Origin of the sequence: Camelimonas lactis, from assembly GCF_004342915.1 — a bacterium.
GTDB lineage: Bacteria > Pseudomonadota > Alphaproteobacteria > Rhizobiales > Beijerinckiaceae > Camelimonas > Camelimonas lactis.
This window is the reverse complement of record NZ_SLWL01000006.1, coordinates 1-25,695: the sequence shown is the minus strand read 5'-3', so window position 1 is coordinate 25,695 and position 25,695 is coordinate 1. Positions and strand designations below refer to the sequence as shown.

Sequence of the window (25,695 nt, the reverse complement as noted above, 5' to 3'; positions counted from 1 at the left end):
GAGCGGGGGAGGGCGGCCGACGTCAGGCGTCGCGGGCGCTCATGAACCGGCGCCAGCCATCGGCCCGCAACTGGCAGGCGGGACATTCGCCGCAGCCGTAACCCCAAGGGTGACGCTGGCTGCGGTCGCCCACATAGCATGTGTGACTGTGCTCGACGATCAGGTCGAGCAGCGGCGCCCCGCCCAGATCTTCCGCCAGGGCGAACGTGGCGGCCTTGTCGCGCCACATCAGTGGCGTGTGCAGGACGAAGCGCGTCTCCATGCCAATGTTCAGCGCCACCTGCATCGCCTTGATGGCGTCGTCGCGGCAGTCGGGATAGCCGGAATAATCGGTTTCGCAGACGCCCAGCACAATGTGCCGGCAGCCGCGCCGGTAGGCGAGGGCGGCGGCGAAGGTGACGAACAGCAGGTTGCGCCCGGGCACGAAGGTGTTGGGCAGGCCGTTCTCGCTGGCGACGATGGCGATGTCGCGGGTCATCGCGGTGTCTGAAATCGCGCCCAGCGCCTCCAGCTTCAGCATGTGGTCATCGCCGAGGCGGCCTGTCAGCGCGCCCGAAGGCGTCGCCATGCCGGCGCGGATGGCGTCGCGGCAGGTGAGCTCCACCGCATGGCGCTGGCCATAGTCGAAACCGATGGTCTCCACCTCGGCGAAACGCGCCAGCGCCCAGGCGAGGCATGTGGACGAATCCTGTCCGCCGGACAGCAGCACCAGCGCGCGGTCATTGTTCAGCATGCTGTTTCTCCCGGGAAGCCAGATCGCGAACCATGGAACGGAAGCCGCTCCAGTTTCTTTGCCCTGAGCGAATTCAGATCGACCAGACGATTCCGGCCGGAAAGCGCTCTGTAACGCCAAAGGCCTGGAGCTGGCGCGCCAGTTCCAGGCCTTTGACCATGCAACACGGATGTTCAGTCGAACAGGCTGGAGACGCTCGACTCGGAGGCGGTGCGGCCGATGGCTTCGCCGATCAGCGGCGCGATCGACAGCACGCGGAAGTTCTGCGCCACGCGCACGGCTTCCGTCGGCTGGATGGAATCGGTGATGACCATTTCCTTCAGGCGCGACGAGGCGATGCGGGCCACGGCGCCGCCGGAGAGCACGCCGTGGGTGCAATAGGCGGTGACTTCCTTGGCGCCCTGCTTCAGCAGCGCCTCGGCGGCGTTGCACAGGGTGCCGCCGGAATCGACGATATCGTCGATGAGGATGCAGCAGCGGCCCTTGACGTCGCCGATGATGTTCATCACCTCGCTCTCGCCGGGGCGCTCACGGCGCTTGTCGACGATGGCGAGCTGGGCGTCGATGCGCTTGGCCAGGGCGCGGGCGCGCACCACGCCGCCCACGTCCGGCGACACCACCATCACTTCCTCGCCGGCGAACCGCTCCTTGATGTCGCGCACCATCACCGGGGCGGCGTAGAGGTTGTCGGTGGGAATGTCGAAGAAGCCCTGGATCTGGCCGGCGTGCAGGTCCAGCGTCAGCACGCGGTCGGCGCCGGCGCGGGTGATCAGGTTGGCCACCAGCTTGGAGGAGATCGGCGTGCGCGGACCTGGCTTGCGGTCCTGGCGGGCGTAACCGAAATAGGGCAGCACCGCCGTGACGCGGCGCGCCGAGGAGCGGCGCAGGGCGTCGATGATGATCAGCAGCTCCATCAGGTGGTCGTTGGCCGGGTAGGAGGTGGACTGGATGACGAACACGTCCTCGCCGCGCACGTTCTCCTGAATTTCCACGAACACTTCCATGTCGGCGAAGCGCTTGACCTGGCAGACCGCCAGCGGCGTCTCCAGATAGTCAGCGATGGCTTCGGCGAGTTGCCGGTTGGAGTTGCCGGCGACGAGCTTGATGGAGGGTTTCATCCTGACGGCCATTCTCTTTGTGTGTCCGGGCCTGCGCTGGCGACGGCGGTGTCCGGAAGGCCCATGGCAGGCCGGATATGAACGGCGCCGGTCCCGCGCGGCAGGGCGCGGATGCGACGGAACGGACGCTGCTCTTGATGGCGCGGCTATTAGCAGCGCGGCCGCGCGGGAACAACAGGAGTCTTTGCAAGGTCCGCGCCGGATGAGCCATGCCTTTGCAAGGCGATGCGCCCGTTGACCCTGGGCGGCGCCGGCGCGGCCGTGACGCGATTGCCTCCAGGGCGCGGGATTCCGGGCGTTTGAACTGGCGTGCTGGCGGGAACTGCCGGCCAGGCGCCCGGGCTGGCGGCGGGGCCGCTATCGCTGTCGCGTTTAGATCACGCTCATCGACTTTTTGAAGCGCCGACCGGTGGGGGCGGCCGGGGAGCCCGCGGCCAGGGTTTCTGGCCCGCCGCCGCCCCGCCTCAGCCGCCAACGCCCGTGAACGTGTCGAAAAGCAGCTTGACGTTCAGCAGCAGGATGACCGCCGTCACTGACCAGGACAGGATGGCCATGGGCCGGCTGATGACGAAATCGCCCATTCTTTTTCTGCTGGAGACGAAATGCACCAGCGGAATGGCGGCGAACGGCAACTGGATCGACAGCACGACCTGGCTGAACACCAGCAGCCGGTTCATGCCGGCGCTGCCGTAAACCGTGATCACCGCCACCACCGGCGCGATGGCGAGGCAGCGGGTGATCAGCCGGCGCGCCCAGGGCGGCAGGCGCAGCCGCAAAAACCCCTCCATCACGATCTGGCCGGCGAGCGTGGCGGTCACCGTTGAATTCACGCCCGAGGCCAGCAGCGCGACAGCGAACAATGTTGAAGCCACGCCAAGGCCCAGTAATGGCGACAGCAGTCGGAACGCTTGGTCGATTTCCGCTACGTCCTGGTGACCGCTGTTGTGGAAGGCGGCCGCCGCCACGATCAGGATGGCGGCGTTCACGAACAGCGCCAGCATCAGCGCGATGGTCGAATCGGTGACCGCCCAGCGGATGGCGTCGCGCTTGCCTTCGCGGGTCTTTGCGAAGTTCCGGGTCTGGACGATGGAGGAGTGGAGATAGAGATTGTGCGGCATCACCGTCGCGCCAATGATGCCGATGGCGATGTACAGCGCCGCGGGATTGGTGATGATCTCTGGCGATGGCGTGATCATACTGCGCAGGACGGCGTGGACAGGCGGCTGCGCGGCGATGATCTGGATCGTGAAGCAGGTGGCGATGACCAGCAGCAGGGCGATGACGAACGCCTCCAGATAGCGGAAGCCCCGGTTCATCAGGTAGAGCAGCAGAATGGCGTCAAGGGCGGTGAGCAGGGAGCCGTAGACCAGCGGCACGCCGAACAGCAGCTGCAGCGCGATGGCCGTGCCGATCACCTCCGCAAGGTCGCAGGCAATGATGCCCAGTTCGCAGGTCGCCCACAGAAGGATGTTCAGCGGTTTTGGATAAAAGGCGCGGCAGGCCTGGGCCAGATCACGGCCGGTGACGACGCCCAGCCGCGCCGCCAGCGCCTGCAGCAGGATGGCCATCAGGTTCGACAGCATGATCACCGACAGCAGCGTGTAGCCAAACGCCGCCCCGCCCTGCAGGTCCGTCGCCCAGTTGCCAGGGTCCATGTAGCCGACCGAGACCATGTAGCCCGGCCCCATGAAGGCGAGCAGACGCCGGAACCACGCCGCTTCCACCGGTTTGACCGCCACTGTGGCGTGAACCTCGGGAAGGCTGGGCGTCTGGTCGTCGTCCAGCCAGGCGAACCGCGACGCCGGACCGGCAGGTCGAAGGGGGCGGACCTGGGGCATGGTTCATCCATTCCTTGCGGCGGTCATGCGTTGCCGTTGCAAATATCGGCGCGCCGCCAGAGAAAAATCTTCGCGCCGCCGGGTGGCGACATGGGGAATATCCAGATTTTCTCATCCGTATCAGATGCAAATGCTTATGATAAGCAAATTGTATATGCGTTATACAATGATATACTTCAGCAACGTCAGGTATTCATGCGCGTTGGGCGCGCCCCTGCGCGCCGGTCGCTTCGCGCGCCGACATACGGCGGTGTTTGCATTATGCGCTCACGCGCTTAAATCCATGGCATGAACGCACCCTCAGCACCTTCCGGGAATGACAGGTCCGAGCCGGCCGACGCCGCCGCGCCGGGGCCGGGCGCTGCTGGCGCGGGTCCCGATGACGCCCGGACGCCTCCGGCGGAGGGCTACCCTGCTCCACCCGGGCAGGCCGGTTCCGGTCAGGAGGGGGCGGGGGCCGCTGGCTTCGCCGAGGGTGGCTCTGGCATGGAGCTGGATTTTGGCTCCGCCGCCGGCGCGTCCGGGAGCGGAGCGAGCGGCGATCTGGCGGCCGGCGCCGAGGTTATCCGCAAATTCTGGCGCACCCTGCCAGGCTCCCCTGGCGTCTACCGGATGATCGACGCCAACGGCGAGGTGCTCTACGTCGGCAAGGCGCGCAACCTGAAGAACCGGGTGGCCAATTACACGCGCGGCGTCGGCCACGGCGGCGCCCGCACGGCGCGGATGATCGCCGCCACCGCCACCATGGAGTTCGTCACCACCCGCACCGAAACCGAGGCGCTGCTGCTGGAGGCCAACCTCATCAAGCAGTTGCGGCCGCGCTACAATGTGCTGCTGCGCGACGACAAATCCTTCCCCTACATCCTGCTGACCCGTGACCACCGCGCCCCGCAGATCGTCAAGCATCGCGGCGCCCGCACCCGTCCTGGCGACTATTACGGGCCGTTCGCCAACGCCGGCGCCGTCACCCGCACCCTTGACGCGCTGGAGCGCGCCTTCCTGCTGCGCTCATGTTCGGACAGCTATTTCGAGAACCGCACGCGACCCTGCCTGCTGTTCCAGATCAAGCGCTGCTCCGGCCCCTGCACCAACGAGATTCCGCAGCAGGAGTATGACGCCCTGGTGGAGGAGGCGCGGGCCTTCCTCTCCGGCCGCAGCACCATGGTGCGCGAGCGCATGGCGCGGGACATGCAGGCGGCGTCGGACAATCTGGAGTTCGAGAAGGCGGCGCGTTACCGTGACCGCCTCGCCGCCCTGTCGGCCATCCAGTCGTCCCAGGAGGTCAATCCCCGCTCGGTGGAGGAGGCGGATGTGTTCGGCCTCGCCGAGCAGGCCGGGCAGTTCTGCATCCAGGCGTTCTTTTTTCGTAACGGCCAGAACTGGGGCAACGTCGCCTATTTCCCGCGCGCCGACCGCTCCACCAGCCCCGGCGAAGTGCTGGAAGCCTTCATCGCCCAGTTTTACGACGACCGGCCGTGCCCCCGGCTGATCCTGACCTCCATCGAGCCCGATGAACGCGCCCTGCTGGCCGAGGCGCTCAGCGCCAAAACCGGCCGGGCGGTGGAGCTGGCGACGCCCCGTCGCGGCGAGAAGCGCGACCTGGCCGATCACGCCGCCCGCAACGCCCATGAGGCGCTGTCGCGGCGCCTGGCCGAAACCGCTTCGCAGCAGCAGCTGATGGAGGCGCTGGCCGCCGCCTTCGGCCTGCCGCGCCCGCCGCGCCGCATCGAGGTCTATGACAATTCCCACATCATGGGGACCAACGCCGTCGGCGGCATGATCGTCGCTGGCGTCGGCGGCTTCGCCAAAACCCATTACCGCACCTTCAACATGCGCTCGGAAGATCTGAAGCCCGGCGATGACTACGGCATGATGAAGGAGATGCTGCGCCGTCGCTTCGCCCGGCTGATGAAGGAGGAGCCGCGCCAGCAGATCGCCAACCGGCCCGAAGCGGCGGAGACGCCGCTTCCTGATGATGCGTTCCCGCACGCTGGCGCGCCGGTTGACCCTGACGATGATGTGGAGGCGCAAGGAGACGCCGCCATGCCCGCCTGGCCTGATCTGGTGCTCGTCGACGGTGGACGCGGCCAGTACGAAGCCGCGAAGCAGGTGTTTGCCGAACTGGGCGTGGCCGGCGTGGCCCTCGTCGCCATCGCCAAGGGCATGGACCGCGAGGCCGGCCGTGAGACGTTTTTTATGGAGGGCCGGCCGCCATTCCGCCTGCCGCCGCGCGATCCGGCGCTCTATTTCGTCCAGCGCCTGCGCGACGAGGCGCACCGCTTCGCCATTGGCGCGCACCGGACGCGGCGCAAGAAGGACCTGGTGCGCAGCCCCCTCGATGAAATTCCCGGCGTCGGGCCGGCCCGCAAGCGCGCCCTGCTGCTGCATTTTGGCACGGCGAAAGCGGTCGCCGCCGCCTCGCTGGACGATCTGGCCCGCACGCCTGGCGTCAACGCCGCGACGGCGCGGACGGTTTACGCTTTTTTTCATGATGGCGCCGGTTGATGGGGGTATTGTCGGGCCGCGTCGGGCCTGGCGGCGCGCGGGTGGTTGACCGGGCCGGCGGCGCGCCAGCATATGGTCCTGTCTGGCGATCCGTCGGGTCCAGATGTGACGCTTCCGTGATTCGGGTCGGAATCCGGCTGCTTCAGGTAAACAGGCGTCGCCGCCAGCGCCGGCGGCGCCGTCGACAGGCCGGACCGGCTTTCTGGTCCATGAAATGTCAGAGTATGAGCCAGATATCCGTGACCAGACGCTCCACCGCCCTGAGCCTGCCGAACATCCTCACCTATGCGCGGTTGCTGGCGGTTCCCGCCGTCGCCGCCTGCCTGTTCTGGCCGCATGAATTCGCCATGCGCTGGCTGGCGCTGGGCATCTACGCCCTGGCTGCGGTGACCGATTACCTCGACGGCTATCTGGCCCGCGCCTGGTCGCAGCAGTCGGCCATCGGCCGCATGCTGGACCCGATCGCCGACAAGGTGCTGGTGTCGGCGACGCTGCTGATGCTGGCCGCCAGCGGCGACATCCGCAGCTGGTCCCTGTGGGCGGCGATCATCATCCTGTCGCGCGAGATTCTGGTTTCGGGCCTGCGGGAGTTCCTGGCCGGCCTGCGCGTCAGCGTGCCGGTCTCCACCGTGGCCAAATGGAAAACCGCCGCGCAACTGCTGGCCCTGGGCTTTCTGATCGTCGGTCCGGCCGGCGACGCCGTGCTGCCCTGGGCCAGCCGCATCGGCATCGTGCTGCTGTGGGCGGCGGCGCTGCTTACCCTCTACACCGGTTGGGATTACATGCGCGCCGGCGTGCGGCATCTGATCGAGGCGGACAGGAAAAACGGTTAGGGCGCGTTCCGGCCAGTCGGGGCTGCCTGGTCGGTCAGGCGTCGCCCAATACAGGCAAAGCTGGAGCAATTTCCGATCGACGCCGATGTGCAAGGTGCTCCCGATCGCCGTGACCTGGGCGTGGGATGAGCCTTCCCTTCGTCTGGCCGCCGCTGTCAAGCTCCAAGCATCTCGGCCATTTCCTCAGCGTCCGGGGCGGCGCCTCTTGCAGGCGACCCGCCGATCCGTCCGCCCGCGGCGCTTCCGGCCGCCCTGGGCATGGAGCCTGCGACATCCGCCGGACGATTAGGGCGTTTGCCGGCGCGAACATGGTAAGGCTGCATGCTTCTCGTTTCGGCTTCGTGAAGCCGTTTTGCCCCCTTGAAGCGTGAGATACTAACTCTCCCGCGACGGGAGACACTTGGTACGGCCAATCCTGGAAGCTCTGCAATCTTGTTCAAAGCGGTTGCATCGCCCGTGATCGCATCGGGCAGTTCTTTGAGCGCCTCCTGAATTTCGTCCATGGGATGAGCGGAAGTCGATGAGTAGGAGATGACCCCATACGAGTCACCAAGCGCTTCAGCGAGTTGTCCGGCATATGATTGGCCTGCCAGTGTATTTTGTCCTCCATATTTAAGTATGAGCTCTATATTATCAAGTTTTATGTCGGAGGATTTTATCGAATTTGCCAATTGATCAGCAGGAATTCCGTCGCCGTTGAACGACGGCCAAGCCTGATATCTGTGACCCGGCAATCTTGCGCCAATCGGGTTCCAGACGCCTGTGGTGTGGATCGTGAGGTTCGTCTGGTCTTCCCAGCGCCATTGAAATACATAGAAGTCGTTGGCGGGCGTCTTGGCGAACTCCTGGATTATGGGAACTTTGGGCATCAGCACATTCCATACCGCGTGAGGGGGCTCCAAACGGGCGGCGTCATCGGTTCCCTGTCACGCGGTTTCAGGATGCCCGCCTGGTAAGCGCCCGATGATTGGCCTGGCCAGGCGCGGCTCGCAACGATGCTGTCAGGTCGGACGTCTGACATGCCGCTCCGTGTTCACAGGGCTTCTGCCCGTGGGTGGGTCGGGCGTGGGCGCGCAACAAAAAACCCGCCATTTCCCGGCGGGTTTTTCATATTCAGGCAGTCGTTGCTGCGGCTGGCTGCTGGCCTGCCGCACCGTCAGGCCGCGGCGGCCTTCGGCTGCACCTCGGCGGTGTAGTCATCCATCAGCGCCCTGGTGATGGCGCCCGGCGTGAAGCGCCAGTCGGCGATCTCGGCCACCGGGGTCACCTCGGCGGCGGTGCCGGTGATGAAGCATTCCTCGAAGCTTCCCAGCTCCTCCGGCATGATGATCCGTTCCTGCACCTCGATGCCGCGGCGTTTGGCCAGTTCGATCACCGTTTGCCGGGTAATGCCGTTCAGGAAGGCGTCGGCGAGCGGCGTGTGCAGCACGCCGTCCTTCGTGAAGAAGATGTTGGCGCCGGTGCATTCGGCGACGCGGCCGCGCCAGTCCAGCATCAGGGCGTCGGCGTAGCCGGCGCGCTCGGCCTTGTGCTTGGAGATGGTGCAGATCATGTACAGGCCGGAGGCCTTGGCGCGCGAGGGAATCGTCTGCGGGTCAGGCCGGCGGAAGTCGGCCATGGTGATGCGGATGCCCTTCAGCCGCTCTTCCGGCGCGAAATAGCTTGGCCACTCCCAGGCGGCGATCGCCACGTGAATCCTGTTGGCGAGGCCAGAGACGCCCAGCGCTTCCGAGCCGCGCCAGGCGAAGGCGCGCACGTAGGAATCCGGCAGGTTGTTCTTCTCGATCACCAGCTTCTTGGCGGCGCAGATATCCTCGACCGAATAGGGAATGGTGAAGTCGAGCAGTTCGCCAGACTGTTTCAGCCGCTCGGAATGCTGCTTTGACTTGAAGATCTGCCCGCCATAGGCGCGCTCGCCCTCGAACACGCAGGAGGCGTAGTGCAGGCCGTGGGTCAGCACGTGAATTCTGGCGTCGGCCCATGGGACCAGCTGCCCGTCAAACCAGATGACGCCTTCGCGGCTGTCCATGGGTATCGCGGACATGACAACTTCCTCCAGTCTCGATCGGGCGGCCGTCGCCCCACTTGAATGCAATGTCGTTCACCAGGCGCGATGCTGGCAACCCCTCGCCTGGAACGGCGGGCCCCGGACGGAGGGATGACTGTGAAAGGCCGATAGTCCCGTTCCGGGCGGCTGGCAACTGGCGACGGGCAAAACCCGCGCGACCGGCGCCGCAGGCCGGCCGGTCCCGGATGGATCGCCCCCTTGCGCTTGACGGTGCGCCGCCAAATTGGGATATGTCAATAGAACTGACGTAATGGAGGTTCATGTGTCCGACTGCCGCGCTGACGATCATCGGACCAGGGTGGTTGATGACGCCCCGGGCCAGCAGCCGGCGCTGGACCTGATCGAACTGCTGTTCTTCGCCTATCGTGATTTTGTTGGCGACGCCGACCGTCGCCTGGCCGCCGATGGTTTCGGCCGCGCCCACCACCGGGTGCTGCATTTCGTCAGCCGCAACCCGGGCATGACCGTCGCCGGCCTGCTTGATCTGCTGCGCATCACCAAGCAATCCCTCAACCGTGTCCTGAAAGAGCTGCTGGAAAAGGATTACGTCGCCCAGCGCGAGGGAGAGGCTGACCGCCGCCAGCGTCTGCTGTACGTTACCGAGGCGGGAGCGGCGCTGGTTCACGAACTGGCGGTGCTGCAAAGCGCGCGCATCAATCGCGCCCTTGCCGAATGCGCCCCGGGCGCCCGCATCCATGTGGTGGATTTTCTCGGGGCGATGGTCGACTGGCCGGCGCCGGAAGGGCGACGCGCCGTGACGCGGGAGAAGGGCTGATGGCTGCGGCAAGACCGCGCGCGCCGTTGGGCGACGACGCCCCCCATGTGCTGGTGGTCGATGACGACCGCCGTCTGCGCGATCTGCTGGCGCGGTTTCTCGGCGACAACGGCTACCGCGTCACCGCCGCGGCCGACGCGGCCGAGGCCAGCTCCAGGCTGACGCAGATCCAGTTCGACGTCATGGTGCTGGATGTGATGATGCCGGGCGAGAATGGCTTCGATTTCGCCGCCCGCCTGCGCCGCACCCTCAATACGCCCATTCTGATGCTGACGGCGCGCGGCGACCCGCAGGACCGGATTCGCGGCCTGGAAATCGGCGTTGACGATTATCTCGGCAAACCATTCGAGCCGCGCGAACTGTTGCTGCGCATTGGCGCCATCCTGCGCCGCACCGCCAGCAACGGTCACGCCGGGGCGCCGGAGCAGGTGAGCTTCGGCCCGTTCACCTACCGGCTTGATCGCGGCGAACTGCGGCGCGGCGAGGAGCTGGTGCGGCTTACCGATCGCGAGCGCGAAATCCTGACGATTCTCGCCAGCCATAACGGCGACAATGTTCCGCGCGAAATCATCTCCGGCCAGGGGCCCGGGGGCGTCGCCAATGAGCGGACGGTGGACGTGCAGATCAATCGGCTGCGGCGCAAGATAGAGAACGATCCGGCCAATCCGGCCTGGCTGCAGACCGTGCGCGGCGTTGGCTACCGGCTGCTCGTGGATGGCTGACATGGATGCGCGTTTGCGCCAGGCCGGCGTCAGGCTGGGGCAGGCGGGCGCAGGTCTGGGGCAACTTGCCCTGGCGACCGCGCGCATGGCGGGACGGGGCGTCGCAGCGCTGGCGCGGGCGGCCGCCGCCGGCGTTGGCAAGGCGACCCTGGCGGCCCCACCTGGCGTCAGGAGCGCCCTGACCGCGATTGGCGCGGCTCTGGCGATTCCCGCGCGCATCTGGCGGCGCGTGGCGCGCTGGCTGGGTTCGGTGATGCCGAAGGGCCTTTACGCCCGTTCGCTCATCATCATCATCGCCCCCATGCTGCTGCTGCAGTCGGTGATCGCTTACGTCTTTCTGGAGCGGCACTACCAGACCGTGACCCGGCGCATGTCCGCCGCCGTTTCCGCCGACATCGCGGCGCTGATCGACGTTTACGAGAGCTATCCGCAGGACGCTGACGCCACCACCCTGTCGCGCATCGCCGCCGACCGCCTTGGCATGGATATCGACTTCCTGCCCGATGAACGCCTGCCGCCGCCCCAGCCCAAGCCGTTTTTCTCGATCCTCGACGGCGTGCTGTCCGAGGAGATTCGCAAACAGGTGGCGCGTCCGTTCTGGATCGACACCGTCGGCAAGTCGAGCCTGATCGAAATCCGCGTCCAGCTTGACCGCGCCGTCATGCGCATCCTGGCGCGGCGTAGCCTGGCCTATGCCTCCAACTCGCACATTTTCCTGATGTGGATGTTCGGCACGGCGCTGGTGCTCATGGCCGTCGCCATCCTGTTCCTGCGCAACCAGATCCGGCCGGTCCTGCGCCTCGCCGACGCCGCCGAGGATTTCGGCAAGGGGCGCGAACCCAATTTCCGGCCGCGTGGGGCGGCGGAAGTGCGCCGCGCCGGCGTGGCCTTCCTGGAGATGAAGCGCCGCATCGAACGCGCCATGGAGCAGCGCACCACCATGCTCAATGGCGTCAGCCACGATCTGCGCACCATCCTCACCCGCTTCAAGCTGTCGCTGGCGATGATGCCGGAGGACGACCCGGAAGTGGCCGACCTGCATCGCGATGTCGACGAGATGTCGCGCATGCTGGAGGCCTATCTGGCGTTCGCGCGCGGCGACGCCGAGGAAACGGCCGACGAAACCGATATCGGCGATCTGCTGGAGGACGTGCAGCTCGATCTGGAGCGCGTCGGCCATAACGTCACGCTGACCGCCTCCGGCGACCTGCGCGTCAAGGTGCGGGAAGACGCCTTCCGCCGTCTGGTGGTCAATCTCGCCTCCAACGCCGCCCGCCACGGCGACAATGTCGCCCTGGGGGCGACGCGCGACGCCCGCTGGCTGGTGGTGACGGTGGACGACGATGGCCCCGGCGTGCCGCCGGAGCAGCGCGAGGAGGTGTTCAAACCCTTCGTGCGCCTCGACGAGGCCCGCAACCAGGACGAGGGCGGCTCCGGCCTCGGCCTCGCCATCGCCCGCGACATCGCCCGCTCGCATGGCGGCGACGTGGTGTTGCAGGACAGTCCCCTCGGCGGCCTGCGCGCCCTGGTGCGGGTGCCGGTGTAGGGCGGCGTCTTCGTCCGGCGACGCCTGGCGGAAAGCCCCCGTTGCTTTTCCAGATGCGTCATGGCTTCGCGATGTCGCCTTGCCGTATGGTTCCTTTCCGCCGGTCACCGGCGTCAGGGGCATGGCTGGTCATTGCCGGAGCGGGCGGCCATCCGGACAGGATGCGGGAGAGTGGTCATGTCGCTGGCGCGCAGGATTGTGGAAGCATATCGCTGGTAGCGCCGGCTGGGCCATGCGCTGGTTGCGGGAACGGGGTGTCGCCTGGTGGTCAATCCGGCGTTTCCCGAGCTGTGGGATGCAAATCACGTCGACGAGGTGACGGCGGCGACGGAAGCGGGCGCAGACGCAGTGTTCGCGGCGATGGACCGTCAGTTTGGCCATACCCGCTGGCGCGTCGTTCACACCGACTTCGCGACGCCGGACGCCTTCCTTGCACGCCTCGCGCTTGAAGACTTTGAAGAGCAACCTGTCACGATCCAGATGGCCTTGCAGGGCGATCTCACCGATCGCGGCGCCAGGCTCGCGCTGCGCCCGGTTGTTGACGATGCGGATTGGGACGCCTTGCAGCGCCTCGTCCTTGTCAATCTCGCCGGAGGCATGTCGGCGGGTTCTGGCGCAACGCCGCAGATTGGCGAGGCGATGGTGGCCGCCTGGCGGACCAGGGCCGGCGCGCAGCGCTTCCATCTCGTTGTGCAAAATGGCGCCCCGGTCGCGTATGGCTCCTGCGCGGTTGCCCCTGGCGGCGTCGGGATGATCGAGGATCTGTTCACCCTGCCGTCAGCGCGCCGCCAGGGTCTTGCCACCGGTCTGGTTGCGGCTTTCACGGACCAGTTGATCGCCGCTGGCTGCGACGTGGTTTTTCTGGGGGCGTTGGCCGACGCCGCGCCCAAACGCCTCTATGCCCGCCTGGGGTTCCGCCCGGTCTCGCTGACGCGAGTCTGGACGCGCCAGGCCGCCGCTGGCGATTGATGCGCCAGGCCTGCGGCAGGCGGCGGGGCCACGGCTGGAAGCGCTTTTGCGACCGGCGCCGACGTCTCAGTACAGCGCCCCACCGTCGGGAACGGCGCGGTCGGGGCTGATCAGCATCACCTCACCGTTGGCGTCGGGCACGCCGAGGGTCAGCACTTCGCTCATCATCGGACCAATCTGGCGCGGCGGGAAATTGACCACCGCCAGCACCTGGCGGCCGACCAGCTCTTCCGGCTGGTAATTGGCGGTGATCTGCGCCGATGATTTCTTGCGGCCGATGGCGCCGCCGAAATCGATCAGGAGCCGGATCGCCGGCTTGCGCGCCTCGGGAAACGGCGCCGCCTCGATGATCGTGCCGACGCGCACGTCGACCTTCAGAAAATCATTGATTGAAATCAGTTCGCCCGCCGGGCCCGCTTTTTCGTGGCTCATCTCACGTCTCAGTCCGCTGCAAAAGCCGCGGACTATAGAGCATTTAGCCATCATGTGGACCACCTGCACCGCTGGATTGGCCCGGCGCGCGCCGCCGGGCCACCCTGTCTTCTGGATATGCGCGGCGGCTCAGCTGCCCGAATGGGCGCGACGGCCATGGCCACGCCGTACGTGGGGCTTCGCCCGGGAAGGAATCGGCGTCATGTTGGCGATGACCGGATTGGGCGTATGCTCCAGCGTGGCGCCGCTGGCCGCGTCCGCCGCCATGCCCACCACGCCGCCAACCAGGATGTTGCCGGCGAAACCGGCCGCGCCATTGCCGGCGATCTGCGTCTGCACGGCGACCTGCGCATCCTGATAACCCGGTTTGCGGAAGACGGCGGTGAACTCCGACTTGCGCGGCACTGTCAGGGTGCAGGGCGTCACGCAGGAAAGCCCCGATGACGTCTGCATGTCAGCCCCGGACGGCTCGGACTGGAACGTCACCTGGTTGCTCGTTCCACGCGTGATGGTGGCGCAGCCGGACAGCGCAAGCGCAAGGACGCCCGCTGCCAGTATTGGCAAGAATTTCGTAGACAATGATAACCCCCCTCAAAAAGTGGGGGGATCAAACACGGCAAAGGCCGGTCACGACAGATCGGCGTTCGCCACAAACTGTGGATAATGGCGAAATAGCGACTAGAATATGACATCGATGTGACGCGCGCGCCGTGTTCGCCTTCATCGGGGCTGCCGGTTCAGGCGCTGGCCCCGTGTCAGCCGGCCGCTTCCCGGGCCTCCGGCGCCGCGTCGCCCGCGTCCCCGGCTGGCGCGGCCGGTCCGGGCTTCCGCGCCTTGCCGCCCCGGTCCAGCACCGCGCAGGCCAGGCGGCGCAGGGGCGAGGTCAGCCGCCAGGCGTCGTTGGCGAGGGCCAGCGCCCGGCCGCCGCGATCCAGCTCCCGGTCAAGGCGCGCCAGGGTTTTGGCCTGGCCCGGATCATCATCGTACAGCCAGGTTTCCACCGTGCGGGCGAACAGCAGGGCGGCGCCCTGCACCCTGAGCGCGCCCATCGGGCCCTCGGTATCGATGCCGGCGGCGGTGAGCATGAAGCGCCAGGAATTCTGCGCCGCCTTGTTGAGGGCGGCGATGGTCAGGGGCTCGCGCCGCACGCCGGCGTAGATCACCCGCAGGCCGGCCCGATACGGCGCCATGTGATCGAGCCGCATCATGACGATGTCGAACAGCCGCTCGCGCGCCGGCTCGCCGCCCATGTCGTCATCGCGAACGGCGTGGCTGGCCAGCACCTTCATGTCGATCATGCGGGCAAAACCGCCAAGCACCGCGCCTTTCGACGGAAACGCTGACAGGAATTCCGCCAGACTGACGCCGGCCCGCTCCGCGATATCGGCGATGCCAATGCTGGCCCAGACATGGGCGCCTTCCGCTTCCCGCTCGGCCGCCAGGGCCAGCAGGGCTTCGACGATGCGTTCACGCGCCGGCCGCTCCGGGCGACCGCCATTGGCTTCGGCGTTGGCGTCGGTGGCTGACATGACGCGGACTCCTTTCAGGGCGCAGGTGGGCTCCGGCGCGGGGCAAGTCTGCAAGCCTGCCTGCAAGGCAAGTAGACGCCCTGTGGCCGGCGCCGGCAAGTCGCCAGTCAACCGCACGCTGGCGCCGGCAATGTGGCCGATAGCAAGTCTGCCTCAGCCGGAGAGCTCGCGAGAGCGCCGGGCGGCGGCGGCGATGGCCTCCGTCAGCAACGCCGGCATGCCGTCGCCGTCGCGCATCAGCACCTGCAGGGCGGCGAAGGTGGTGCCGCCGGGCGAGGTGACGGCTTCACGCAGGGCGGCGGCCGACGCGTCCGAGGCGCGCATCAGGTCGCTGGAGCCGATCACGGTCTTGCGCGCCAGGTTTTCAGCCAGCGCGCGCGGCAGGCCAGCGGCGACGCCGGCTTCGGCCATGGCCTCGACCAGATGGAATACATAGGCCGGGCCGGAGCCGGAAACCGCCGTGACCGCGTCGATCAGGTTCTCATCGGTGACCCATTCCACATCGCCGGCAGCGCGCAGCAGCGCATCCGCCTCGGCCCGCCGCGGCCCATCGACGCCGGGGCTGGCGACGGCGACGCTGACGCCGCGCCGGATGGAGGCGGGCAGGTTGGGCATCACCCGCACCACGCCCCCGGCCCGCGGGAACGTCGCCGCCAGATTGGCGAGGGTTTTGCCGGCGAGGATCGACAGGACGAAGCCGTCCGGCCCCGTCAGCGGCGCCAGGGCTGGCGCCGCCTCGGCCAGCATCTGCGGTTTGACGCCCAGCACCAGGGCCCGCGCCGGTCGCAGGCTGGCGGCGGGCGGATTGAGCTGAAAACCGGTCCGCCGCGCCAGGGCGGTCAGCGCCTCCGACGGATGCGGCTCGATCACCTGGATGCTGGCCGGCGCAAGCCCGCCCTCAAGCCAGCCCTCGAGCATGGCGCCGCCCATGCGGCCGGCGCCGGCGAGAATGAGGGATGCGGGAAACTGCTCCATGGTGCGCCTCGCTGCTGCCTGGGGGTTCCAGGCCAAAACTGGACGATCTCCGTCTAGAGCAAAAGCGTCGCCGGCTGAATGGTGAATCTGATGGCCTGGCCGCTCCGGTGGCGGCTGTCCGGCGATATGGCTGGAAGCAGGCCGCCGTCGTCAGCCCCTGATGGCGGCGTCGCGCGCTCTTCGCTGCACCCCGCCCTTGCGGCGGCAGGCGCGCGGATGGCCGGAGCAGGTCCGGCCCGGCGGGAAAGCGGCCAAGAGAACTGACCAGAAAACTGGCCGGGAAACCGGACAAGAAACCGAACTGGAAAAGGCAAGGCGGAGAGGGGAGAAGAAGCGCGGGCGCCGGCGAAAGACGCCCCCACGCCTGCGCCTGTCCAGTCTCCAGCCCCCGCGCCGACCGCCTCAGGCTTCGCCCTGGGTTTCGAACAGCACGGCGTCGAGCGCCTCGCGCGCCGGCTTGCCGGCCCAGAGCACGAACTGGAAGGCCTGGTAGTAGCGTTCGCAGGCTTCCAACGCTGTGGTCATCAGCACTTCGCACTGGCCCTGGGTTGGCTCGGCGCCGCCGGCGAGCAGCAGCCCGTGCCGGTACATCACCACGCTTTCCGACGCCCAGAGATCGAAATGTCCCAGCCAGAGCTGCTCGTTAATCAGCGACACCAGGGTCATGATCTCGTTGCGCCGCCGCTCGGGCACCTTCAGGTCGAAACCGCAGGCGATGTGCAGCGCCTCGACCTCCGGCACCCAGGTGAAGGCCACATGGTATTCGGCCCAGCTTCCGCCCACGGTGACGGAGAGTTCGTCATCGTCGTCGCGGTCAAACGCCCAGTCCTGACTGGCGGCGAGGCGCTCCAGCACGTCGAGCGGATGCTCGGTGCGGCTGATAACGTCGAAATCGGTGTAGGTCATGCCGGGGGCCCTCGGCCTGGAGGTCAGGGAGTGTCCCGCGCAGGCGATCGCCCACGCAAACACAGCGACGCGTAAACCCCTCCGGCAACCGGTGAAACGCCGGGTGCGCCGGAGTATTCGCCAGGACAGGCGCCGTCCGGCCACGGGCCGCCAGACGAATCACCTGTGTTTTGCACTATATCGCGCGAGGAACCACCCGCGAATATACTGCAAACAGTCAGGGATTCCCGTCCGCCTCACAACCTGCGGGCCAGGGCTGTCCACAAAGGAGAGCGGGTTTCCGGCTGCGCCGCCGGCCAGCCAGCGAGTTGTCCACACCAATGGCGACCAGCAAGCGATCGCCAAGGCCAGGCGCCGCCCGCTGCTGCGCGCTCCAGCGGGGCGAACGTGGCCCGTTTTCCGAAAAATCACCCTGAAAATCAGAAGTATCTGCCCGCGGCGAGGCGTCGGGCGCCCGTGCGTCAGGCGCGGAACTGGCGCATCGCGGCTTTCGGCGCCCCGATCGGCCGCCTTAGTCTGTCGGAGCGTCAGCCCCGCCGGCGGCGGACACGGGCCGCGCCTCGCCCAACCGGGCCTCCAGCGCGGCGATGCGGGCGGCGAGCCGGTCATTCTCCTCGCGGGCGGCGATGGCCATGTCGCGGACCGCCTCGAATTCCTCACGCGATACGAGGTCAAGCGTCTGGGTCAGGCGATCGATCTGGCCGCGCGCCACGGCGCCGGCCTCGCGACGCACGCCTTCCGCCGCGCCAATGGCGTCGGTCGCCAGGCGGGACAGTTCATCAAACAGCCGGTTAGAACCAATCGACATGGATGTGCACTCCGGCGCGGACGCCGCGCATGGCTGTTAAATAGGGCGCGGCGGCGATCACATCAACCTCGGCTGCTCGCGTCCACGGGCGCGGACGCTTGACCTGACGGCGCGCGCGGGCACAGTTGCGTCGCGCCGGGGAACGTCGCGCGCCCGTTGATCGCGCCTCCCGCGATGACGTAACGCCTGTTTTCCCGTCCCGTTTTCCTGATCCGTGAGTGCTGGTCCGCCCATGCCTGTCCTGGCCATCCCGTTTCCGGTCATCGATCCGGTGATCTTCTCCATTGGCCCGCTGTCGGTGCGCTGGTATGCGCTCGCCTATATCGTCGGCCTGGTCGGCGGCTGGCTTTACGCCCGCCGGCTGATCGCCGCGCCGGGCTTGTGGGGCGAGGTGCGCCGGCCAACCCGCGCCGATCTCGACGACATGCTGGTCTACGTGGCCCTGGGCGTGGTGCTGGGCGGTCGTCTTGGCTACGTGCTGTTCTACAATTTCCAGGAATATCTCGCCGATCCGCTGTCGATCTTCGCGGTGTGGAAGGGCGGCATGTCGTTCCATGGCGGCCTCGCCGGCGCCCTGCTGGGCGTGTGCCTGCTGGCGCGCCAGCGCAAGCTTTCGGCGCTCGCCATGTGCGACGTGGCCGGCGCCGTTGCGCCCATCGGTCTGTTCCTGGGCCGCATCGCCAATTTCATCAACGGCGAATTGTGGGGGCGGCCGGCGCCAGATGTGCCGTGGGCCATGGTTTTTCCCTATGGCGGTCCGTTGCCGCGCCATCCCAGCCAGCTTTATGAGGCGATTGGCGAGGGCCTGCTGCTGTTCATCGCCGTTTCCATCGCCGTGCGCGTCGCCGGCTTTCGCCGTCCTGGCGTCGTTAGCGGCGTGTTCGCCATTGGTTACGCCATTGCCCGCACCGTCTGCGAATTCTTCCGCGAGCCCGATCCGCAACTCGGTTTCCTGCTCGGTCGCAACGTCGGTTTCCTGGAGGGCGGCCTGACCATGGGCATGCTGCTGTGCGTTCCGGTGCTCCTTGCCGGCGCCCTGCTGCTGTGGCTGGCGCTCTCCGGCCGCACCCGCCCCAGCGGCGCGGCCAAAGCGGATGGCGCGGGGCCGGGCGCCGGCGCCGGAGGGGCGACGACCGGGGGGACGAAGGCGTGACGGTCCGGCCCAACGGCCCGCCCGGCACGGCGCTGGGCCGCGAGATTGTCCGCGCCATCGTCGCTGGCGGGCCGATGCCCGTCGAGCGTTACATGGAGCTGTGCCTGGGACATCCCACGCTTGGCTATTACATCAGCCGCAACCCGTTCGGCGCGGATGGCGACTTCATCACCGCCCCGGATATCTCGCAGATTTTCGGCGAGCTCATCGGCCTGTGGGCGGCTGAGGTCTGGCGCATGATGGGCAGCCCGCGCGAGATCAACCTTGTCGAGCTGGGGCCGGGGCGCGGCGCGCTGATGGCCGACGCCCTGCGCGCCGCCCGCGTGGCGCCGTCGTTCCGTAACGCGGTGCGCCTGAACCTGATCGAGACCAGCCCGGTGCTGCGCCAGTTGCAGCGTCAGGCGCTGTCGGCCGAGGGCGAGCTGTCGTCGATCCCTGTCGCCTGGCGTGATCGCGTCGAGGATGTGCCCGAGGGGCCGATGATCCTCATCGCCAACGAGTTTTTCGACGCCCTGCCGGTGCGCCAGTACGTACGCGCGCCAGACGGTTGGCGCGAGCGCATGGTGGGGCTGGCGCCCGACGGCGGCCTGACGTTCGGGCTTGACGCCGAAACCGAGCCGGCGCTGGAGACCCTGGCGGGCGAGGAGGGGGCGGTGATGGAGATCGCCGTCGCCGGTCTCAATCTGCTGACCGGCCTCGCCGACCGGCTGCGGCGGTTTGGCGGCGCCGCCCTCATCATCGATTACGGCCATGCGGCCAGCGCCGTTGGCGACACGCTCCAGGCGGTGCGCCGTCACCAGTACGTGCATCCGCTGGCCACGCCGGGCGAGGCGGATATCACCGCCCACGTGGATTTTGGCGCGCTGGCGCGCGCGGCGCTGTCGCGCGGCGTGGTGGTGGACGGACCGGTGGAGCAGGGCGCGTTCCTGCGGGCCTTGGGCGCCAATTCCCGCGCCGAACACCTCAAGCGCAACGCCCGGGAGCCGCAGCGCCGCGCCATAGACGACGGCCTGCGTCGCCTCACCTCCAGCGAGACCGGCGGCATGGGGGCGCTGTTCAAGGTGATGGCGGTGGCGGCCTCGCAACTCGGCCCGCTGCCAGGGCTGGCGCCGCGCCGGGAGGCGCCCCACATCCCCCAGACATCCCTGGTGCGAACCCTGAGGCGGCCATGAATATCACAACGCGGGAACGCGCGGGCAAGGATACAACGCGGGAACGCGCGGAGAAGATCACGGCGGGGGAACTCTCGGCCGCCGCTGGCGTCCGCCACGCTTTCTTCACCCGGCAGGGCGGGCTGTCCCAGGGGCTTTACGCCTCCCTCAACGGCGGCCTCGGCTCTGCCGACAGCCCGGGCGCCGTCGCGGAGAATCGCGGTCGCATGGCCGGGGATCTGGGCGTCGCGCCGCAAAACCTGCTTGCCCTGTACCAGATTCATTCCGCCGATGTGGTGACGGCGACGGCGCCGTGGCCGGCCGCGGCGGACCAGCGCCCGCGCGCTGACGCCATGGTCACCGCGACGCCGGGCCTGGGACTGGCCATCGCCACCGCCGATTGCGGCCCGGTGCTGTTCGCCGATACCCACAACCGGGTCGTCGGCGCCGCCCACGCCGGGTGGAAAGGCGCCTTTTCCGGCGTGCTTGAAGCGACGCTTGAGGCCATGGAGGCGCTTGGGGCCGAGCGCGCCCGCGTCACCGCCGTGCTGGGGCCGACCATCAGCCAGGCGGCTTATGAGGTGGGGCCGGAGTTCGTCGGCAATTTCACCGCGCGCGACGCGGGCAACGCCCGTTTCTTCGCGCCATCGGCCCGTGACGGCCACGCCATGTTTGACCTGCCGGCCTATATTGGGGCGCGCCTGGCGCGGGCCGGCGTTGGCGCTTTTCACGATCTGGGCCTGTGCACCTATGGCGACGAGGCGCGCTTTTTCAGCTACCGCCGCGCCACTCACCGGAGCGAACCCGACTATGGGCGCCTGATTTCGGCGATCGCCCTGGTGTGAGCGGGTTTGCCGCGCGTCTTATTCGCTCACCAGCGCGTCGGGGGTGCGCCAGGCCAGATGCTGGCCGCCGTCCACGGCGATCATCTGCCCGGTGACGCTTCTGGCCTGCGCCAGCCACAGCACGGCGTCGGCGATTTCATCCGGGCTGATCTGGCGGGCCAGCGGCAGGGCGGCGATCTGGCTGGCGAAATCGTCCGCCGATTGCCGTTCACTTGCCAGGATCGGGCCAGGCCCCACGGCGTTGACGCGGATTGCCGGCGCGAGGGCCTGGGCCATGGTGCGCGTCGCCGTGTAAAGCGCTGATTTGGTCAGGGTGTAGGAGAAGTTGCGCGGCGTCGGCTTCCAGACGCGCTGGTCAAGAATGTTGATGATCGCGCCCTGGCCGCCGGCGGGCAGGGCCTGGGCGAAGGCGCTGGCCAAAATCGCCGGCGCCCGCAGATTGACGGCGAACTGCCGCTCCCACAGGGCGATGTCGAGCTGGTGGATGTCGTCCGCCTCGAACAGGGAGGCGCTGTTGACCAACAGCGTCAGCGGCCCGATGGTCGCCACCGTTTCATTGACCAGCCGCCCGGTGTCCACCGCGTTTTCCAGGTCCGCCCGCACCACCACGGCCCTGCCGCCGCCCGCGCGGATATGGGCGGCCAGGTCCTCCGCCTCCTGCCCGGACCGGTTGCAATGGATGGCGACCGCATAGCCCTCGCGCGCCAGCGTCATGGAAATTGCGGCTCCAATGCGCTTGGCGCCGCCGGTCACAAGCGCGGTTTTCGCGAGTTGCACCGTCAAAGCCTGCCCTCCCTGCGCGCCTTGTCCGCCAGGCGCCGCTCCACATGCTTCGCTACCCGCAGATAGCGGTAGAATGCAAAATTCATCGCGGTCATGAAGCCATAGACGCCGCGCAGGGCGTGGCGCCGGCCAATGTAGGCCTTGATGAAATTGGCTGGAAACTCCGCCAGCAACCGCCACGTCGACACATGGGCGCCGCGCGCGTCCAGATCAGCCGCCTGCATGTCGGTGTAGCGGTTGAGCTTGGCGACCTGGTCGCCGATCGAACGCACCGAGTAATGGTGGATGACGCCGCGCAGTTTTCCGGTGGCGGTCCCTGCCGGCAACGCCACCCGGTCATGCACCGGGGAGGGCGAATAACGCCCGACGCTGCGCCGGTACAGCCGCACGGGCGCCAGGGAGAAGCCCAGCGGGTGCGGCGCCTTCTCGCCAGGAAACATCTCGGCGATGGGGATGCGGTAAGCGTCGAAGGGCGGCTTGCCGCCGGCGAACAGACCCTTGATCTCGCCGATGAGCGCATCCGGCATGACCTCGTCCGCATCCAGGTTCAACACCCAGTCATGCCGGCACTGGTCCTCGCCGAACCGCTTCTGCCGCCCATAGCCTGGCCAGTCGTGGTGAATCACCCGCGCGCCGTGGGCGCGGGCCACGTCCTGGGTGCCGTCGGTCGAGCCCGAATCGATGACGATCAGGTCGTCCGTGACCTTGCGGGCTGCGTCCAGCGTGGCCCCGATGCGGTCTGCCTCATTCAGGGCGATCACAAACACGGAAAAGTGATTTTGATCCAGCGTCATCATTATCCTGCCAGGCGGTCCCGCAGCTAGTGCCACGGGCCCGGCGACCCCTGCAAGCGCCGGCTCGCCCTGTCCCGGTGGTCCGCGTCTCCCCGGCGGGCGCCGGGTGTGGTGGAGGAGTGTTGCAGAAAAGTCGCCCACGCCTGGCGCCCGGCCAAATGTGGCGGCCGCAGCGGCGGACATGACCGCCTCCCGGGCGTCGAAAAGTTCCTTAACCCGTTGGAATATATGTATAATATGGTCAATTAATACCTCTTTAGCCAATACGTCACGTTTCGCTCCACTTCAGCCGCAATTTGAGTATGACTGTTGCCACAGGCGGCGGATTACGGCGCGTTTGTTCAGGTTGAAGCCAGCGACGTCCTCATATCTCCATGGTGATGGCGATATGAGGGCGTCGGCAACCAGACGCAAAAGCACGTATCCTCGGGCATATGGGCGCAAGCGCTTTCCGTGGTGAAGACGTAGCGTTCACAATCTTGCCTCAATACCGGTTGGTGCTGTTGCGGGAGTGCTACAGACAGCGGGGCGCCGATCGGTGTAGGAGCCTATAACTCGCGGTGAGCGGCGTGAGCCTCTCCATCGCAAGCAAAGAACGGAGTGAGTGATGAAAAAGATTCTTCTTGCGGGCGTTGCCGCCGCTACCATGCTGGCCGCTGGTTCCGCTTTCGCTGCTGACCTGCCTTCGCGTAAGTACGCTCCGGTTGCTCCGGTGGTCGTTGCTCCCGTGTTCACCTGGACCGGCTTCTACGTCGGCGTGAACGCTGGTTACGCCTGGAACGTCAACGACAACAAGAACTACTACGGCTACACCCCGTATGACTACGCCTACTACGGCTATGGTTCTTCGTCGAACGACGGCGGCTTCACCGGTGGTGGCCAGATCGGCTACAACTACCAGATCGGTCAGTTCGTGATCGGCGCTGAAGCCGACATCCAGTACGCCGACCTGAAGCAGAAGGGCTACTGGGGCTACAGCAGCAGCGGCATTGACTGGTTCGGCACCGTCCGCGCCCGCGCTGGCGTCGCCATCGACCGCGCCCTGATCTACGTGACCGGCGGTTTCGCTTACGGCGGCGGCGGCAGCGACCGTGGCTACTACGGCTACAACGACTGGTACTATCGCGGCAACAACAGCGACACGAAGGTCGGCTGGGTGCTCGGCGGTGGTCTCGAGTACGCGTTCACCGACAACCTGACCGCCAAGGTCGAAGGTCTGTACGTTTCGCTCGAGAAGAACAAGAACAACTACTGGCTGGACGACGCCTACGGCTACGTCGGCGGCAGCAACAAGCGCAACGAGTTCGGCGTTGTGCGCGTCGGCCTGAACTACAAGTTCTGATAATTCGGGGATTTCCCCGCTTTATCTGGAGCCCGGCAGCTTTGCTGCCGGGCTTTTTCGTGTTTCGCGCCCGGCGTGGCCCGCCATATGCACGCGGGCAGACGGCGAAACCCGGTCCGGTGGCGTTACGGGAAGATCGCGCCCGGGAAGATCGCCCGGCCACGCAAGCCTGTCAGCCGCGCATGGCCCCGCCGCTGCCTGACGCGGAGCGGCGGCGACAGGCGATGGCGCGGGATTGGTGGTCAGGTCGCCGGACGCGTCGCTTCAAAAGCCGGAACGGCCTTGTCAAAGGCGGCGAGCCAGCTGACCAGTCGCGGGTGAGATTGGCGCCAGGCGCCATCAAAGCGCAGGTCGAGATACCCGAGCGCGCATGCGAGGGCGATCTGCCCCACATCGGGCCGGCCGTGGCAGGACGCGCCAGGGCAGGGCGGCGGCGTTTCCTCAAACGCCGCCAGACCGGCCGCTACCTTGGCCGCCTGGGCGTCGACCCAGGGCTGATGGCGACGCTCCTCCGGCCGGTAGCGCGCCTCATATACCTGAAGCACGGCGGCCTCGATCATGCCGATGGCCAGCGCCTGCACGCGCAGCGCCTCATAACGCGCCGCCCCTGCCGGTATGATCAGGCCGCCGCCGGCGGCATGATCGAGGTAATCGATGATGACCCGTGAATCGTACAGCGTGCGACCATCATCCAGCACCAGCACCGGAATTTTGCCGAGCGGGTTCTGCCGCGCCAGCTCCGGGTCGGGAGGCATGACCGTGGCGGGTTGCGCGCCGACGCGATCGGTCAGACCGAGCACGTCTATGGCGATCAACGCCATTCTGACAAAGGGTGAAAACGGCGATGTGCGCAGCAGCATGGTGACCTGTCCTGGGCTGGCGGCGATCCGGCGATCGCGGCAAGGGCTCAGGGTCAGCCTACGTCAGGGCGCGACGCGATGGGAAGATGGTCCCACCCGGCGCGATTCTGCTGGCGAAGGTGGTCAACCAGGCGGCAAGCTTTCGCCCACAGGGAGGAGGTTCAGTCGTTTTCGCCGGCGATCCACGTGCAAACGGCGCCGCCCCGCCCATCCGGCGCGAGCCGCTCCGCCAGCGCCGGCAACAGGGTCCGGGCTTCGTCGTGGAGCAGCCAAGGCGGATTGGCGATAATCAGCCCGCTGCCATTCAGCCGGTCGGGCGGCCCGTGCCTGTCGATATACAGTTCGAGCCGCAACAGCTTGCGCAATCCGCTTGCCCGCAGGCGCGCGGCGGCGTCGTCCACGGCCCGGGGATCCTTGACCGGATACCATAGCGCCATGATCCCCGTGGACCATTTGCGCAGCGCGCGCGCCAGCTGGTCGACCGCGAACAGCAGTTCGCCAGGCTTCTCGTAAGGTGGGTCGATCAGAACCAGGCCGCGCCGCTCTTTCGGCGGGATATTGGCGTTGAGGGCGGTCCAGCCGTCGAGGTGCAGGGCGCGGACGCCGGGAACCGGCTCCAGCGCCGCCTTCAGCAACGCATAATCCGCCGGATGCAGCTCGATCGCCAGCGCCCGGTCGCCGGGACGCAGCATTTCGCCGACAATCAGCGGCGAGCCGGGCAGGGCGTCTGGCCCGTGCCGGCGCCTTGTCTGCGCCAGCGCCGCGCGCCATGGCGCCAGCAGGGCTTCGACCGCGTCGTTGAAAGGCGCCTCCATCAGCCCGACGCCACGCAGCGATTCTCCGGTGCGCGTCGCCTCGTCGGCGCCCAGATCATAGAGGCCTATGCCGCCATGGGTGTCCAGCACGAAGTAGGGCTGCGTGTTCCACGGGATGGTGGGCACTGATTCCACCGGATGATGGGCGCGCGTTCCACGCGATCATGGGCAGCATTTCCACGGCATCGTGGGCAA

25 protein-coding genes are annotated in these 25,695 nt (G+C 67.4%); 10 read left to right on the top strand and 15 right to left on the bottom strand.

Annotation, left to right across the window (positions count from 1 at the left end; genetic code table 11):
- Window positions 1-22: 22 nt before the first annotated feature.
- From queC to EV666_RS08510, 3 genes are all read right to left on the bottom strand, one after another.
- Window positions 23-733, bottom strand: a complete 711-nt coding sequence (gene queC / locus EV666_RS08520) for a 7-cyano-7-deazaguanine synthase QueC (protein ID WP_132006082.1) — start codon at window positions 731-733, stop codon at window positions 23-25.
- 173 nt (window positions 734-906) lie between these two features.
- Window positions 907-1,851: a ribose-phosphate pyrophosphokinase gene (locus tag EV666_RS08515; protein WP_132006470.1), complete on the bottom strand. Its 945-nt coding sequence runs from the start codon at window positions 1,849-1,851 to the stop codon at window positions 907-909.
- Window positions 1,852-2,315: 464 nt separating this feature from the next.
- Window positions 2,316-3,689 (bottom strand): Nramp family divalent metal transporter, encoded by a 1,374-nt coding sequence (locus EV666_RS08510; protein WP_132006079.1) that lies wholly within the window; start codon window positions 3,687-3,689, stop codon window positions 2,316-2,318.
- Between the two features lie 486 nt (window positions 3,690-4,175).
- On the opposite strand from EV666_RS08510, the gene uvrC reads away from it, so the two are divergent.
- Together uvrC and pgsA are read left to right on the top strand one after the other, a co-directional pair.
- On the top strand, window positions 4,176-6,194 hold the full coding sequence (gene uvrC / locus EV666_RS08505; protein ID WP_132006467.1) for an excinuclease ABC subunit UvrC: 2,019 nt from the start codon (window positions 4,176-4,178) through the stop codon (window positions 6,192-6,194).
- A 224-nt stretch (window positions 6,195-6,418) separates the two neighbouring features.
- On the top strand, window positions 6,419-7,027 hold the full coding sequence (pgsA, locus tag EV666_RS08500) for a CDP-diacylglycerol--glycerol-3-phosphate 3-phosphatidyltransferase (protein ID WP_165909940.1): 609 nt from the start codon (window positions 6,419-6,421) through the stop codon (window positions 7,025-7,027).
- A gap of 155 nt (window positions 7,028-7,182) precedes the next feature.
- On the opposite strand, the gene EV666_RS08495 is transcribed toward pgsA, so the two are convergent.
- Window positions 7,183-7,896: a hypothetical protein gene (locus EV666_RS08495; protein ID WP_132006076.1), complete on the bottom strand. Its 714-nt coding sequence runs from the start codon at window positions 7,894-7,896 to the stop codon at window positions 7,183-7,185.
- Between the two features lie 287 nt (window positions 7,897-8,183).
- Window positions 8,184-9,071 carry a branched-chain amino acid aminotransferase gene (locus EV666_RS08490; RefSeq protein WP_132006073.1) on the bottom strand — a complete coding sequence of 296 codons (888 nt, stop codon included), beginning with the start codon at window positions 9,069-9,071 and terminating at the stop codon, window positions 8,184-8,186.
- A gap of 274 nt (window positions 9,072-9,345) precedes the next feature.
- Here EV666_RS08490 and EV666_RS08485 point away from each other — a divergent pair, with 274 nt between their 5' ends.
- The 4 genes from EV666_RS08485 (at window position 9,346) to EV666_RS08470 (ending at window position 13,107) form a co-directional block, all read left to right on the top strand.
- On the top strand, window positions 9,346-9,870 hold the full coding sequence (locus tag EV666_RS08485) for a MarR family transcriptional regulator (RefSeq protein ID WP_132006070.1): 525 nt from the start codon (window positions 9,346-9,348) through the stop codon (window positions 9,868-9,870).
- A complete protein-coding gene (locus EV666_RS08480; RefSeq protein ID WP_132006067.1) occupies window positions 9,870-10,592 on the top strand; it encodes a response regulator in 723 nt (240 codons plus the stop codon). The genes EV666_RS08485 and EV666_RS08480 overlap by 1 nt, the downstream gene beginning before the upstream one ends.
- Before the next feature lie 148 nt (window positions 10,593-10,740).
- Window positions 10,741-12,138, top strand: a complete 1,398-nt coding sequence (locus EV666_RS08475; protein WP_376886265.1) for an ATP-binding protein — start codon at window positions 10,741-10,743, stop codon at window positions 12,136-12,138.
- Window positions 12,139-12,402: 264 nt separating this feature from the next.
- Entirely contained in the window at window positions 12,403-13,107 is a 705-nt protein-coding gene (locus EV666_RS08470) for a GNAT family N-acetyltransferase (protein WP_132006064.1), read from the top strand.
- Between the two features lie 66 nt (window positions 13,108-13,173).
- Here the strand turns inward: EV666_RS08470 and EV666_RS08465 are convergent, their stop codons facing one another.
- The 6 genes from EV666_RS08465 to EV666_RS08440 form a co-directional block, all read right to left on the bottom strand.
- Window positions 13,174-13,539, bottom strand: a complete 366-nt coding sequence (locus EV666_RS08465; RefSeq protein WP_132006061.1) for a tRNA-binding protein — start codon at window positions 13,537-13,539, stop codon at window positions 13,174-13,176.
- 129 nt (window positions 13,540-13,668) lie between these two features.
- Window positions 13,669-14,118: a translation initiation factor 2 gene (locus tag EV666_RS08460; protein ID WP_132006058.1), complete on the bottom strand. Its 450-nt coding sequence runs from the start codon at window positions 14,116-14,118 to the stop codon at window positions 13,669-13,671.
- Between the two features lie 176 nt (window positions 14,119-14,294).
- Window positions 14,295-15,068, bottom strand: a complete 774-nt coding sequence (locus tag EV666_RS08455) for a TetR/AcrR family transcriptional regulator (protein WP_207906368.1) — start codon at window positions 15,066-15,068, stop codon at window positions 14,295-14,297.
- A 153-nt stretch (window positions 15,069-15,221) separates the two neighbouring features.
- Window positions 15,222-16,043: a pyrroline-5-carboxylate reductase gene (gene proC, locus EV666_RS08450; RefSeq protein ID WP_132006055.1), complete on the bottom strand. Its 822-nt coding sequence runs from the start codon at window positions 16,041-16,043 to the stop codon at window positions 15,222-15,224.
- A gap of 402 nt (window positions 16,044-16,445) precedes the next feature.
- Complete coding sequence (locus tag EV666_RS08445) at window positions 16,446-16,949, bottom strand: type III secretion system chaperone family protein (protein WP_132006052.1); 504 nt, start codon at window positions 16,947-16,949, stop codon at window positions 16,446-16,448.
- Window positions 16,950-17,460: 511 nt separating this feature from the next.
- Complete coding sequence (locus tag EV666_RS08440; RefSeq protein ID WP_132006049.1) at window positions 17,461-17,757, bottom strand: accessory factor UbiK family protein; 297 nt, start codon at window positions 17,755-17,757, stop codon at window positions 17,461-17,463.
- A 232-nt stretch (window positions 17,758-17,989) separates the two neighbouring features.
- Here EV666_RS08440 and lgt point away from each other — a divergent pair, with 232 nt between their 5' ends.
- From lgt to pgeF, 3 genes are read left to right on the top strand one after another with little or no spacing between them, the layout of a single operon-like run.
- Entirely contained in the window at window positions 17,990-18,910 is a 921-nt protein-coding gene (gene lgt, locus EV666_RS08435; RefSeq protein ID WP_132006046.1) for a prolipoprotein diacylglyceryl transferase, read from the top strand.
- Window positions 18,907-20,082, top strand: coding sequence for a class I SAM-dependent methyltransferase (locus EV666_RS08430; protein WP_245514307.1), 1,176 nt, complete (start codon window positions 18,907-18,909; stop codon window positions 20,080-20,082). The genes lgt and EV666_RS08430 overlap by 4 nt, the downstream gene beginning before the upstream one ends.
- Complete coding sequence (gene pgeF, locus EV666_RS08425; protein ID WP_132006043.1) at window positions 20,079-20,906, top strand: peptidoglycan editing factor PgeF; 828 nt, start codon at window positions 20,079-20,081, stop codon at window positions 20,904-20,906. The genes EV666_RS08430 and pgeF overlap by 4 nt, the downstream gene beginning before the upstream one ends.
- An 18-nt stretch (window positions 20,907-20,924) precedes the next feature.
- On the opposite strand, the gene EV666_RS08420 is transcribed toward pgeF, so the two are convergent.
- Both EV666_RS08420 and EV666_RS08415 read right to left on the bottom strand, forming a co-directional pair.
- Complete coding sequence (locus EV666_RS08420; protein WP_132006455.1) at window positions 20,925-21,683, bottom strand: SDR family oxidoreductase; 759 nt, start codon at window positions 21,681-21,683, stop codon at window positions 20,925-20,927.
- Window positions 21,684-21,685: 2 nt separating this feature from the next.
- A complete protein-coding gene (locus EV666_RS08415; RefSeq protein WP_132006452.1) occupies window positions 21,686-22,483 on the bottom strand; it encodes a glycosyltransferase family 2 protein in 798 nt (265 codons plus the stop codon).
- 712 nt (window positions 22,484-23,195) lie between these two features.
- Between EV666_RS08415 and EV666_RS08410 the strand changes: the two genes are divergently transcribed.
- Entirely contained in the window at window positions 23,196-23,825 is a 630-nt protein-coding gene (locus tag EV666_RS08410) for an outer membrane protein (protein ID WP_425359563.1), read from the top strand.
- 242 nt (window positions 23,826-24,067) lie between these two features.
- On the opposite strand, the gene EV666_RS08405 is transcribed toward EV666_RS08410, so the two are convergent.
- On the bottom strand, window positions 24,068-24,685 hold the full coding sequence (locus EV666_RS08405; protein WP_132006037.1) for a glutathione S-transferase family protein: 618 nt from the start codon (window positions 24,683-24,685) through the stop codon (window positions 24,068-24,070).
- 161 nt (window positions 24,686-24,846) lie between these two features.
- Window positions 24,847-25,626 carry a 23S rRNA (adenine(2030)-N(6))-methyltransferase RlmJ gene (locus tag EV666_RS08400; RefSeq protein ID WP_245514306.1) on the bottom strand — a complete coding sequence of 260 codons (780 nt, stop codon included), beginning with the start codon at window positions 25,624-25,626 and terminating at the stop codon, window positions 24,847-24,849.
- Between the last annotated feature and the right edge of the window lie 69 nt (window positions 25,627-25,695).